This is a genomic window from Corynebacterium nasorum, from assembly GCF_032821635.1.
Classification (GTDB): domain Bacteria; phylum Actinomycetota; class Actinomycetes; order Mycobacteriales; family Mycobacteriaceae; genus Corynebacterium; species Corynebacterium kefirresidentii.
Window position 1 is genome coordinate 242,553 of the sequence record NZ_JAVBIE010000001.1, and the last position, 12,445, is coordinate 254,997.

Sequence of the window (12,445 nt, forward strand, 5' to 3'; positions counted from 1 at the left end):
AATTTAACTAACGCGCTATAGGTCCTTAATGGTTAAATAGCAGTGTGAGTTGGACAGTAGATATTCCGCAAGGCGTTCTCCCGGACCTTCCACCATTGCCTGAGGGCATCGAGGAAGTCTTCCAAGACGTCATCAAGCGTGATGCAAAGCAGCAGCCAAGCTGGGATCCCTCCCAGGCCAATAACGTGCGCAAAATTCTCGAATCCGTGCCTCCTATCGTGGTTGCGCCCGAGATTGAAGCGCTCAAGAAGAAGCTGGCAGACGTTGCCCTAGGCAAGGCTTTTTTGCTGCAAGGCGGCGACTGTGCAGAAACGTTTGAGTCAAATACCGAGCCGCATATCCGCGGCAATGTGAAAACGCTGCTGCAGATGGCCGTGGTGTTGACCTATGGTGCCTCGGTTCCCGTGGTGAAACTGGGCCGCATCGCCGGCCAGTACGCCAAGCCGCGTTCCTCTGATACGGATTCTAACGGTCTGTTGAACTACCGCGGTGACATTGTCAATGGCGTGGAGCCAAGCGAGGAGGCGCGCCGTCACGACCCCGCCCGCATGATCCGCGCCTACGCAAACTCTTCGGCGGCAATGAACCTGGTACGTTCGCTAACCTCGTCTGGAACTGCGGATCTCTACCGCCTGCATGAGTGGAACCGTGAGTTCGTGCGTAAATCTCGCGCTGGTGCCCGCTACCAGGACCTAGCCCGTGAGATCGAAAACGGCCTGAACTTTATGAATGCCTGCGGCGTGCACGATGACACCTTGCGCTCTGCCGATATCTACTGCTCGCACGAAGCATTGCTGAAGGACTACGAGCGCTCCATGCTGCGCTTGGGCTTGGATAATAACGGCGATACCAAGCTCTACGATCTTTCTGCGCACCAAGTATGGATTGGTGAGCGCACTCGAGGTATCGAAGATTTCCACGTGAATTTTGCGGCGATGATTGGCAACCCAGTGGGCATCAAGCTGGGGCCAGGGGTAACCCCAGAGCAGGCCGTGGAGTACGCAGAAAGGCTCGACCCGAACCGTGAACCTGGTCGCCTGACCATGATTTCGCGCATGGGCCACGATAAGGTCCGCAGCGTTCTACCTGCCATCGTGAAGGCAGTGGAAGACTCAGGCCACAAGGTGGTTTGGCAGTCTGATCCGATGCACGGCAATACCTTTACCGCATCCAATGGTTATAAGACTCGCCACTTTGACAAGATTGTGGACGAGGTCCAAGGCTTCTTTGAGGTCCACCGTGAACTGGGCACCCATCCGGGTGGCGTGCACCTCGAGTTCACCGGTGAAGACGTCACCGAGTGCCTAGGCGGTGCCGAGGACATCACCGACGTGGACCTGCCGGGCCGCTATGAGTCTGCCGTAGATCCGCGCTTGAATACACAGCAATCGCTAGAGCTGTCCTTCCTCATTGCGGAGATGCTGCGTAACTAAATCCACAGGTTCGGCGTCATGCCATAAAGCGAAGAACCGAACCACCACCCGCCGATCGCCACCGCGCCAACAGCAATCGCTACCACTAGTAGGAAAAGAACTAGTGAAAGCGGATTGCGGTTGGTCAGCGGACGCTCGGCGGGTTCTTCTTGTGCGCTGTGGACCGGTTGCTCAGGGACAGACGCCGGCACCGGTGGTGGCGCAGATGCAGCTGCCGGGGCAAACGGTTCGAGGGGGGACTCGGCCGTGGAATATGGCTGCGGTTGTGGCTGCGGCCCTGGAGCGGACTCCGCCTGAGGCATATCCAGTTTTGTTTCAAAACTAAGGCGCTGCGGCGGGATGACTTCTGTCGGGCCACCGTCACGATGTTCCGTTTCGTCCTGCGAGATGCTGCGAGTGGGCTCAAAGATCTCGGTGGCTCCTGTGCCAGAAAAATCCGTAGGAGCCTGTGCCGTGCGCGCTGCCGCAGCGTTCCTTGGCACGGGGATGGTCACGTCTGGGAGATCGAGCTCTCGGCAGACGTCATCGAGTGCCTCGAGAAACTCGCCGGCGTCGGAGAAGCGCTCACGGGGATCACGGGCGGTGGCGGTGGCCACGAGGGCGTCGACAAGCTTGGGCACACCAGAGATACGCGACGACGGCGCGGGGACGTCGGAATTTAAGCGGGCCGTGGCATGCGCCATGGGAGTATCGCCAGAGAAGGGAACGGTGCCGGTAAGCAGCTCGAAGAGGACGATACCGGCTGAATATACATCCGAGGCTGGGGTAATTTCCTCACCTGTTACTTGCTCTGGCGCAAGGTAGGACACGGTGCCCACAATCATGTTTGTCGTGGCTTCGGCATTGGTGGCGCGCACCAGCCCAAAATCGCCCACCTTTACTCGGTGGTGGGAGGTAATAAGCACATTATCGGGTTTGATGTCGCGGTGGATGAGCCCGGTGGAATGCACCTCCTCTAGGCCGCGGAGAACATTGCGCAGGGTAGAGGTGGCCGCCTGCACTGGGAAGGGGCCGCCTTCGGCCAGAAGCTCGCGCAGCGTACCGCCATCGATGAGTTCCATGATGAGGTAGATGGGCTCACCATCGGCCGAAAAATCGTGAATAGCCACGAGGTTGGGATGCTGCAAACGAGCCATGGCGCGGGCCTCGCGCGAAAAGCGCTTGATAAAGACTGGGTCATCGGAATAGCGCTCGTCCATGACCTTGGCCGCTACCGCTCGCCCAAGCCGCATGTCCACGCAACGATAGACGGTAGACATGCCACCGCGGGCAATGGGGCGATCGATGCGGTAACGGTTTTCCAGCACGTCACCAATTTCCAACCTAGTCATGCTTCCCAGTATGGCTGATCCTCTAGCCCGCGTTAAAGTAGAGAACGTGACTAATGCAGAAAAATCCCTAGATACCTTGCTCGCTAACGAAGAACTGCTCAGCATGCAGCAAGTAGCAGAAAAGCTAGACTTGCCCATTACGCGCGCCTATGACCTGCTGCAGGACCGAAAGTTCATCGCCTGGGATTCCCCAGAAGGAAAGCGGGTGCCGCTGGCCTTCTTCAATGATAAAGGTGTCATTGCCAAGCATGTGACCGCGGCGATTACCGTATTGACCGACGGCGGCTATAAGGACACCGAAATCTTCAAGCACCTCTTTACTGAGGATGATTCACTGCCGGGCCGCCCCATCGATGCCTTGCATGGTCACCTCGCCCGCGAGGTTATCCGGCGTGCTCAGGCTGCCGCTTTTTAGGCACGCCTTCAAATATCCACTGAATGGCAAACCATGCCACCACGATCATCCCGATGACCCAGAACCAGTTGTAGAGCTGGTGATTGCCATCGCCGGAGAAGGAGACGCCGATAAACAGGGCCACGCCGGAGGCGAATTTAATAAGCCATAATGGCGGCCGGAACGTGCCCATCAGGGTAAAGATGGAGGCGTAATACCACGGCAAGGTCACGGCATTGAAGACAAAGGCGACCTGGTAGGCGGCTGCGGTGCCCATGACAGCGTCACGGTCGTCCTTGCGGCATAGCCACCACACCGCCACCAGTCCGATGAGCATGCAGACCATTGCGATGCTGCGCAAGACAGCCAGGATGGCGTTATAGGAAGCATCCGGCATAAAGATTTGCACGGCGGGGAAGATTACATCAGTGGCTAGGGTTGGCCCCGCAAGCGGGTTGATCACCTTGGAATTGCCGCTTACCTGAGACAACCAGCCCCAAGACGTTCCCGAAATCCATGTGATGAGGGCTACCGCAGCGATGATTTCTACCAGCGCAGTTAGGCCAGAAAGCACAAAGACGAATAGCGACCGCCACTTGCTAGAGCCTTTGGGCGCGTAGTAGTGAAGCATCATCCATACAATGAAAGGTGCCGCAATGACGGCAGTGGCCTTCATCGCCACTGCCGTGCCTACGAGGAGGAGGGCGGCGTGGAAATGCCTGTTCAAAGCTGCTAGCAGCCCGATAGATACGAGACCCACCATGAGAGATTCATTGTGCATGCCGCCGATGAGGTGCAAGATAATGACTGGGTTTGCCACGCCGAGCCACAAAGCTACCGCCGGATCAGCGCCGAGTTTCGAAGCGATGCGGGGGATAGACCAAGCGATGGTGATAAAACCTAATAGGGAAAGAACCTTATACGCGGCGACACCTGCGGTGACGTTGTCACCCACCAAGCCGGTGACCAATTCACCTATCCATAAATGAAGGGGGCCATAGGGCGTGGTGGTATTGCGCCAGTCCTGGGAAACCTCAAGAAGGAAGGGGCCTGGATTGACAGCAGCACCTTCGGTATAAGGATCGAAGCCGTCGCGGACCATTGCGCCCTGCATGAGATAGGAATACACATCGCGCGAAGCCAGGGGACCGGCAAATACAAGGGGAGTGACCCAGGCAAAGAGGATGCGCTGGATATCGCGTAAGCCGCCCTTGGGGCGAGGGTTAGTAAGCTGCGGGCGAATAATGGTGCGCCCAGCGAGTACCCAAGCCGCAGCTAAGAGGAAAATGCCCACCCAGTACAGCGCAAGACCGAGATTGCGCCCGTGACCATAAGACAAGAAGCCAATATTTAGCGCCTCAAGGAGCCCGCCGCGGTTCCGGGTAGCGCCGCCGGAGAATGAGGCAAACAGCAAAATACAGGATGCCGATAATCCCAGTGGTAGCGCGCGCGGAATGGGAAAGGAGTACGTCTTTGACACGGCAAAAACCTACTTGTGGCGAGCCGTGGCCTTGATTGCCAACTGCTCTAGGGTTTCGGTTACCGCGGGATCTACTCGTGCGGCGCGCAGGTGCTGCAAACCGGATTGCGTCAGTGATGCGATGCGGCGCTCAATCTCTTCCGGTGCGCCCGAATCAGCGATAATCTGCGCTAAGCGCGATAGCTCCTGGGGATCTGAGGTGTGACCGATGAGCTTGCGTAGGGTGGCCGCAGCCTGCGGGTCGGATTCATCCGCGCGACGAAGCGCTAGCGCCAAAAGCTCGGTGCGTTTTCCTTCGCGCAGATCATCACCGGCAGGTTTGCCGGTTACGGCGGGATCGCCAAAGACACCCAATTGATCGTCGCGCAACTGGTAGGCAATGCCGATATCTTGCCCGTAGCCGCGGAAGGCTGCGATAAGTTCTTCGCTAGCACCGGCAATCGAGGCGCCCAAGTGCAATGGGCGTTCAATGGTATAGGCGGCCGTTTTATAGCGGTTGACGGAATTGGCAAGCTCTACGGATTCGGAACCGGCCGCCTCCAAAGAGATATCTAAAAGTTGTCCGCCAATGACTTCAGTTCGCATGCCGCGCCACGGGCTGCGAGCTCGGTGTAAAGCTGCCGCACTAAGACCGGAGTCCTGGAACATGTCCTCCGCATACACCAGCGCTAGATCGCCGACCAAGATTGCTACGGACGTGCCAAAAAATTCTGGGTCCCCCAAGTATCCCGACTCGCGGTGCAGCTTTTCGACGCCTCGGTGCACCGTAGGATTGCCGCGCCGGGTATTTGAAGCATCGATAATGTCATCATGGATGAGCGCACATGCCTGGATAAATTCCAGGGAAGCGGCCGCACGGAGCATGGCCTCCGGGTCTTCTTCTCCGCGACCAGCAGCGAGGTATCCTGCCCAGGCATAGGTGGGGCGCACCCGCTTGCCGCCGTCAAGCACGAAGGATTCCAAAAAGCTCACGGCCTTAGTTACAGGGGCACCAATTGCGGCCACCTGCTCTCGGCGTTGATCAAGAAAGGCAGCGAGTTCTTCGCGTACCGCACCGGGAATGTCCGCCAGCTCAGGAATATTTTGCATAGTCACATCCCACACGATACCGCCTAGAGCACTTAAGAAATAACAGAGGTTTACAGCGGCAGCCTAGCGCCCAAGATGGCAAAAGGGCGGGCATCGGCGGGGTAGAGGTGATTGCGGAGGACATCGAAAAAACCGGCGGACCTATAGAGGCGGAAGGCACCGTTGTCCTCGTTTGGTACTTCAGGCGTGGACAATAGGGCATAACGCGCCGGGGCATTCCATAACAATCCCTCTAAGAGCTTTTTACCCAGGCCGTGTCCCTGGTATTGCGGCAATACGTGGATCTCCGCCAATTCGTAGTAGTTGCGTACGATGTCCCACTGCTCTTCAGTGGGACCGCCTTGCAAACGTAGCCCGCGACGAAGCTCAGCGTCCCACCAGCTATCCGGAGAACCTAGAAACCCATAGGACACCCCAACGATGCCGTCGTCCTGGGTGGCTATCTGCGCGCTGAATCCAGGGCGCGTCAAGTCACGTCGCCAGCTGGAGATGCGGCTGTGCACGATGGCGGGGTTGTAGTTCATTGCCTCGATATGGATTTCAACCAATTGAGGGGCCAGTAAGGAAAACTCCGGCGGGGTTAGGCGGCGAATTTCAAAGCTCACAGTATCTATGACACCAGAAGTCTGGCCCAGAGGCGGACAGTGGGGCGAACTCTGTCTTTCGGACGCGGTGTTAAAAAGTCGAACAATCGGCCTTATAGAACCTTGTGCGCAGGGTATACCCTTGTCTAATTCGAACAGGTGCACTATTCTTAAGGGTGAAATGTCCGGCGGCTTCCTTAGGGTCAATGGGCAAAACCAACGACGTTATTTATTTAGTTAAGGACAAAGGCAATGGCACAGATTATTTCGGCAACGCGTACCCGTTCTTATGGCCGGGCGGGCGGCAAGCGAGCGCGGTTCCTCTTTCAGGCTCGAGAATTATTGGATGCCGCACGCGGTTATGCGGCTGAAGGGCGGTTCGATCAAGCTTTAGAGGTGGCGTACCAATCGGCCCTTCGCACCGCGGGGGCGCGGGTAGCTGTATCGGCGGTGGCTCGACGTCGCCGCCTCCCCTCTAGCGCATGGGACCGGCTAGCGCTCGTAGGTGTGGAGGAAAAGCGGTGGGCTGAATCTTTTAAGGGCTATTCGCGTACCCGCGCTCGCGTAGCGTCGGGCTTGGATGAAGTCCCGGGCGGGGATTTTGTCTACGGTCTTATGCAGCGTGCTGCACAGTTCTTGGATGAAAGTGAGTTAGAGACTTCTTTTGGCTCTTTTGCTGCGTAGTCACTGCGTGGGGGCGCTCACTACCTTTTAGGGAACATACTGATTATTCTGGGCGTTAGTATAAGTAGAACTATTGCCGCCCGAAGCCCAAACCCTAGTTGGAGGAACAGTGTCTCTTTCTGAACAGGAGCAGCGTACGCTCCGTGAAATTGAGGAATCGTTACTTGCTGATGATCCTAAGTTTGGCGCTTCCGTTTCTGAGCCTGCGTCGTTCGGTGGCTCTGGCGGCGCGGTAACCCTGCGTGGCGTAGCACTCGTTGTTGTCGGTCTATGCATGCTCATTGGCGGTGTTGCCCTCGCACAACAGAGCCTGTGGTTTATTGCGCTTTCCATTGCGGGCTTTTTAGTGATGTTTGCCGCTGGTGTGTGGATGCTGCGCGGTGATGGCTCCGGATATTCGGTGGAGAAGCGTGATTCTGGTGTCCGTGCAAAGAAGTCTGCCGCCCGTAGGGGTGGAGTCAGCGATAAGCTGGAGGAAAACTTCCGCCGCCGTTTTGAGGGGCGTTAGCGCTTTTCATTTTCAAGCTCACCCCGGTCGATCCAGTAAAGGTTGACCGGGGATTTTTGTATCCAACCAAAATTCCCCACTTTGCCCCACCGGAGAAGCGTTCGGTGGGCTGTTGTGGGGTAGCTTTCCCGTTAGCCCAGTCAAAACGCCTCGATAACACAGGATATGGGGGAGGTGAGGGGATCGGGGCGCATTATATTGGTGTTGCGGGTGGGGTGTAAGGGGTGGCGGTAATGGGCTGTCAAGGCCTTTTAGGGGATTTCTTCCCACTGAAAAAACTGCTATCTAGCTGCGGGAAATTGTGGACTAACTGAAGGACACGCGGTAATAAGTGGGTTAGGTGGGGGAAAGTGGGGTAGAGTGGGGCGCAGCGGAGGAAAGAGGGGCTTCAACGTCTCGATTCTGAAGTGAGAGAATCCGGAGTTTTCGAGTAAGGAAGGTGGATGCCGGGATGTTTCTCGGAACCTACACTCCGAAGCTCGATGACAAAGGACGTCTTACGCTTCCGGCAAAGTTTCGCGATGAACTCGCGGGTGGCCTCATGGTCACCAAGGGGCAGGACCACTCGTTGGCCGTGTACCCACGGGAGGAGTTTGCGGCACGAGCGCGGAAGGCAGCGGCGGTTTCTCGAACCAACCCAGAAGCACGCGCTTTCATCCGCAACTTGGCAGCAAGTGCGGACGAACAGCGGCCGGACGGGCATGGTCGAATCACGTTGTCCGCGGGGCATCGGGAGTACGCGAACCTGTCCAAGGAATGCGTTGTGGTTGGCTCTGTGGACTTTCTCGAAATTTGGGACGCGGCCGCGTGGGCCGAGTACCAGTCGCAAACTGAAGATGCTTATTCGGCCGCAGATGCCGATGACGTACTGGCGGGCTTGCTCTAAGCCTGCACAAGAGTGCGTGTAAGGACTCTGTCCGAGGCGGATGATTCTGGTGTACTTCCCCGATATCAGAAACCTGCCTCGGACAGGGCCCTATACGCACTCGCATGCTTTCCACCACTGGAAGTCCGGGATTCGAAGAAAGGGGGTTGCGGGGAGACATGGCTATTGAAAACCTAAATTATGACGTGGCTGATAATCACGGCCATGTGCCTGTCATGCGCGAGCGCATGGCCGATCTCCTGCGCCCCCAAGTAGAAACGGCGGGGGATAATGCCGTGCTTGTTGACGCCACCTTGGGCGCCGGCGGCCACACCCGCTATTTTCTAGAAGCTTTCCCCAATGTCCGAGTGATTGGCGTAGACCGCGATCAGCAGGCGCTGCGCAACGCAACCGAACGTCTAGCGCCTTATGGCGATCGCTTCATTGGCGTCAACGCTCGCTTTGATGAGTTGGGCAGTGCCATTGCGGAAGGCGAGGGCTATAACTTTGGTCTGGCCCGCAGCGTCGGCCTTGCCGGAGCCCTCTTTGACCTTGGCGTTTCTTCGATGCAGCTCGATCAGGCGGACCGCGGATTCGCGTACAAGACGGATGCACCGCTGGATATGCGTATGGATCCCTCGCAGGGGATTACTGCGGCGGATGTGCTCAACACCTATTCGCACGGTGATTTGGCTCGGATCCTCAAGACCTATGGCGATGAGCGTTTTGCCGGGAAAATTGCCTCGGCTGTACTGAAGGAGCGCGATAAGGAGCCTTTCACTAACTCCGCGCGCTTAGTTGAGCTGCTTTACGACGCCATTCCGGCCGCGACCCGGCGTACAGGGGGACACCCCGCGAAGCGCACCTTTCAAGCCTTGCGCGTCGAGGTCAATCGCGAGTTGGAGGCTATCGAAAATGTGCTGCCGGTTATTACCCAAGCACTATCGGTAGGCGGCCGTGCCGTATTTATGAGTTACCAGTCCTTGGAAGACCGCATCGTGAAGGCGGCCTTTAAAGAATTGACCACGTCCACAACTCCGGCCGGACTGCCAATGGACCTTCCTGGCACCGCGCCGAAGTTCACAATCGTGACGCGAGGCGCGGAAAAGGCCTCCGAAGAGGAGATTGCAGAAAATTCCCGGGCCGCGTCGGTGCGTGTTCGTGCCATCGAAAGGCTTGAGGGAATGTCAGAATTTCTACCGCCGGGAGGCAGGCCATGAGCACAATCCCACGTCGAAACCACCTAAAGACTGACAGCCGCGACAGAGAGGCCACTCGCACCATGGGCGCCAGCCGAGACTTCACCACCGGAATCGATACCGGAGCCCCGACGGCGCTGCGTGAGCGTCCCAGCACGAAGCGTGCCCCGAGCCGCACCCGGGTGCCGCACCGCAGCCGCAGCACGAACCGCCTGGGATCGAAGCAGGTTGTTAGCTTCCGCGGCCGGCAGCTGCAGCCGCAGACTAAGAAGAGCGGGCTGTTTGCCCGCCTGTCTGTCATCGCGCTTACGCTTCTCATCGTCGGCGTAGCTGTGGCAATGTGGCTGTCCGGTTTGTCTACCAAGCAAACCTTTGCCATCCAACAGCTCACCGTTCAGGATTCCCAACTGGATAACCAGATTGAAACCCTCAACCGTGATGCAGAAAATCTCAGCTCCTCTGCGGACATTGCGCGCCGTGCGGATGAGATGGGCATGGCCATTCCTAAGCAGCCAGGTATTGCGGAAGTTGGCGGCGATGGAAAGATCGTCGATAAGCGCGAAGGCACCCCGGATACGGAAAAGCTTATTGACGTAAACGGAGAACCTATCCGCCCCGGCCAGGCTTCCAGCGACCCGAAGGATACTGAAGGCCTCTCGGATTCCTTAAACGCCGTGCCGCAAGGCCAACAGCGCACCACCCGCGGCGGTGATGCCGGGAATACCGGCGCCGCGCAGGATGACGCGCGCCCCAACCTTCCCGCACGTGCGCCGTACGCCAGCCGCGCCGAGTAGCCGGAGTGGCTAGGGAAGAATATTCGGTGAAAATGATGATGCTCGCGCGTGGTGGCGCGGGCATTCTGACTTTTGTAGGGCACAATCAATACACGCAAGATATTGTGGCGGAAATAGGGAAGGTGACATTGGACTGTGACTACGCCAAGTAGGGCTAGGCGCCGCCCGCGCCGCACCACCAGCTCCGCGGTGCCGCAAAAGAAGCTGATGCGCAAGCGTCTGCGCATTATCGTCTCCGTGGTGCTTGTGGCGATGGTTGTCCTTGTCGGCCGACTAGCCTGGGTGCAGCTCGTATGGGGTCCGGACCTTTCCGCCAAGGCCGTAACTCAGCGCGAGCGCGTCTATATTGAGCCGGCCCGTAGGGGAGAGATTTTAGACCGCGACGGCCAGCGCTTGGCTTATACGATGAAGTCTCGGTCCTTGACCGTCTCACCTACTCGTCTGCGCGATGAGCTAAAAGACAAGGCCGAAATCGAGGCCCAGAATGACGGCTCGACTGAGGGTATGGACGATAAGAAGCTCGATAGCTTCCTCAACCAGAAAATGGAGGAGACCCTCAAAGACATGGCGGAGGGAATCCCGAAGATGATTGAGGATTCGGGAGCTTCGACCTCCAAGGTGGAAAAGGAAGACATTCTTAATAAGCTCAAGGCCGATACCCAATACGAGGTATTGGTGCGCAATGTCGATCCGGATGTAGCCGTAGAGATTTCCAATAAGTACCACGGAGTGGCAGCGGATCGGCAAGACATTCGCCAGTACCCCAATGGCGCTATTGGGGAGAATGTCGTGGGCAAGGTATCCATGGATGGCCATGGCCAATTTGGCTTCGAGGCCGCGCGCGATACGGAACTAACCGGCATTGACGGCCAGTCAACCGAGGACGTATCCGCGGATGGCCAGGTTATCCCCGGCACGCTCCGTGATGTCGTTGATACCGTTGATGGCCGCGATGTCACCCTCACCCTCGATTTGGATCTGCAGACTTATGTGCAGCAAAAGCTGGAGAAGGCCAAGGCCAACTCCAAGGCTTCTGGCGCGGAGGCTGTGGTCCTTGATGCTGCGACCGGCCAAGTCCTCGCCATGGCCAATACCGATACCGTAGATCCCAACAAGAATATTGAGGATCAGCTCGATGAGGGCAAAGACTTTGAAAACCACAGCGTCTCGCACCCTTATGAGCCAGGCTCTGTAGCCAAGGTGGTTACCGCTGCTGCCGCATTGCAAGAGGGAGTGACCACCCCGGACGAGGTGCACCAGGTTCCGGGATCCATCGATATGGCGGGTGTGACCGTTAACGATGCGTGGCAGCACGGCACCGAGCCCTATACAACGACCGGCATCTTTGGTAAATCCTCCAATGTGGGCACCTTGATGCTTGCCGATAAATTGGGCCAAGAAAAGTACGCGAAGTACTTGGAAAAGTTTGGTTTGGGTAATACCACCGGCGTAGAACTACCGAATGAATCTGCCGGTAGCGTGCCGGACCTGGAGCAATGGTCCGGCGGCACCTTCGCCAACCTGCCCATTGGTCAGGGCCAGTCCTGGACCACCTTGCAGATGGCGAGCGTGTACCAAACATTGGCAAATGGCGGCGAGCGCATCGAGCCGCGCATCATTGACTCTGTGAAGGGGCCAGACGGCAAGGAAGAAAAGCTGGAGGAGCCAAAAAAGACCCAGGTGATAAGCCCTGAAACCGCCAAGACAACGGTGGATATGTTCCGGGCCGTCTTCCAAGACGATGACGCTGGCCTGCAAAATGGCACGGCCGGTAATGCGCAACTCAAGGGTTATCAGCTCTCCGGCAAGACTGGTACAGCTCAAAAGGTCGATCCGAATACCGGGGCCTATTCGAACTCCGCCTATTGGATCACCTTTGCCGGTATCGCACCGGCCGATGATCCGCGCTTCGTCGTTGCCGTCATGTTGGATGAACCCAAATCCGGTGTGGAGGACAATGGAGGCGGCGGCCAATCGGCAGCGCCTATTTTCCGAGACATCGCCTCCTGGCTGCTCAACCGTGACAATATTCCGACTTCGAAACCAGCACCGCGGCTGACCCTGCGGGCACAATAGGAGCTTAG

12 protein-coding genes are annotated in these 12,445 nt (G+C 57.5%); 8 read left to right on the forward strand and 4 right to left on the reverse strand.

The features are described 5' to 3' along the window. Window positions 1-44 precede the first annotated feature (44 nt). Window positions 45-1,433: a class II 3-deoxy-7-phosphoheptulonate synthase gene (locus RAE07_RS01135; protein ID WP_023021186.1), complete on the forward strand. Its 1,389-nt coding sequence runs from the start codon at window positions 45-47 to the stop codon at window positions 1,431-1,433. Here the strand turns inward: RAE07_RS01135 and RAE07_RS01140 are convergent. After that, window positions 1,430-2,764 (reverse strand): protein kinase domain-containing protein, encoded by a 1,335-nt coding sequence (locus RAE07_RS01140; RefSeq protein WP_317001139.1) that lies wholly within the window; start codon window positions 2,762-2,764, stop codon window positions 1,430-1,432. The two genes, RAE07_RS01135 and RAE07_RS01140, sit on opposite strands and share 4 nt — an antisense overlap. 10 nt (window positions 2,765-2,774) lie before the next feature. Between RAE07_RS01140 and RAE07_RS01145 the strand changes: the two genes are divergently transcribed. Further along, window positions 2,775-3,179 (forward strand): Rv2175c family DNA-binding protein, encoded by a 405-nt coding sequence (locus tag RAE07_RS01145; RefSeq protein WP_023021188.1) that lies wholly within the window; start codon window positions 2,775-2,777, stop codon window positions 3,177-3,179. On the opposite strand, the gene RAE07_RS01150 is transcribed toward RAE07_RS01145, so the two are convergent. From RAE07_RS01150 to RAE07_RS01160, 3 genes are read right to left on the reverse strand one after another with little or no spacing between them, the layout of a single operon-like run. Beyond that, on the reverse strand, window positions 3,148-4,638 hold the full coding sequence (locus tag RAE07_RS01150; RefSeq protein WP_023021189.1) for an alpha-(1->6)-mannopyranosyltransferase A: 1,491 nt from the start codon (window positions 4,636-4,638) through the stop codon (window positions 3,148-3,150). The two genes, RAE07_RS01145 and RAE07_RS01150, sit on opposite strands and share 32 nt — an antisense overlap. Window positions 4,639-4,647: 9 nt before the next feature. Further along, window positions 4,648-5,727 carry a polyprenyl synthetase family protein gene (locus RAE07_RS01155; protein ID WP_034655886.1) on the reverse strand — a complete coding sequence of 360 codons (1,080 nt, stop codon included), beginning with the start codon at window positions 5,725-5,727 and terminating at the stop codon, window positions 4,648-4,650. A gap of 50 nt (window positions 5,728-5,777) precedes the next feature. Then, window positions 5,778-6,332, reverse strand: coding sequence for a GNAT family N-acetyltransferase (locus RAE07_RS01160; RefSeq protein ID WP_023021191.1), 555 nt, complete (start codon window positions 6,330-6,332; stop codon window positions 5,778-5,780). 231 nt (window positions 6,333-6,563) lie between these two features. On the opposite strand from RAE07_RS01160, the gene RAE07_RS01165 reads away from it, so the two are divergent. The 6 genes from RAE07_RS01165 to RAE07_RS01190 all read left to right on the forward strand — a co-directional run bounded on the left by RAE07_RS01165 (window position 6,564) and on the right by RAE07_RS01190 (window position 12,437). After that, entirely contained in the window at window positions 6,564-6,995 is a 432-nt protein-coding gene (locus RAE07_RS01165) for an SAV_6107 family HEPN domain-containing protein (RefSeq protein ID WP_023021192.1), read from the forward strand. Between the two features lie 109 nt (window positions 6,996-7,104). After that, on the forward strand, window positions 7,105-7,503 hold the full coding sequence (locus tag RAE07_RS01170; protein WP_023021193.1) for a DUF3040 domain-containing protein: 399 nt from the start codon (window positions 7,105-7,107) through the stop codon (window positions 7,501-7,503). Between the two features lie 451 nt (window positions 7,504-7,954). Then, entirely contained in the window at window positions 7,955-8,389 is a 435-nt protein-coding gene (mraZ, locus tag RAE07_RS01175; RefSeq protein ID WP_005324499.1) for a division/cell wall cluster transcriptional repressor MraZ, read from the forward strand. A 158-nt stretch (window positions 8,390-8,547) separates the two neighbouring features. Beyond that, the gene (gene rsmH / locus RAE07_RS01180) at window positions 8,548-9,588 is read left to right on the forward strand and encodes a 16S rRNA (cytosine(1402)-N(4))-methyltransferase RsmH (protein WP_524535613.1); all 1,041 of its coding nucleotides are present in this window, start codon (window positions 8,548-8,550) and stop codon (window positions 9,586-9,588) included. After that, window positions 9,585-10,361: a cell division protein FtsL gene (ftsL, locus tag RAE07_RS01185; protein ID WP_259825123.1), complete on the forward strand. Its 777-nt coding sequence runs from the start codon at window positions 9,585-9,587 to the stop codon at window positions 10,359-10,361. Before rsmH ends, ftsL begins: the two co-directional genes overlap by 4 nt. Window positions 10,362-10,568: 207 nt before the next feature. Further along, window positions 10,569-12,437 (forward strand): peptidoglycan D,D-transpeptidase FtsI family protein, encoded by a 1,869-nt coding sequence (locus tag RAE07_RS01190; protein ID WP_034655422.1) that lies wholly within the window; start codon window positions 10,569-10,571, stop codon window positions 12,435-12,437. Window positions 12,438-12,445 lie beyond the last annotated feature (8 nt).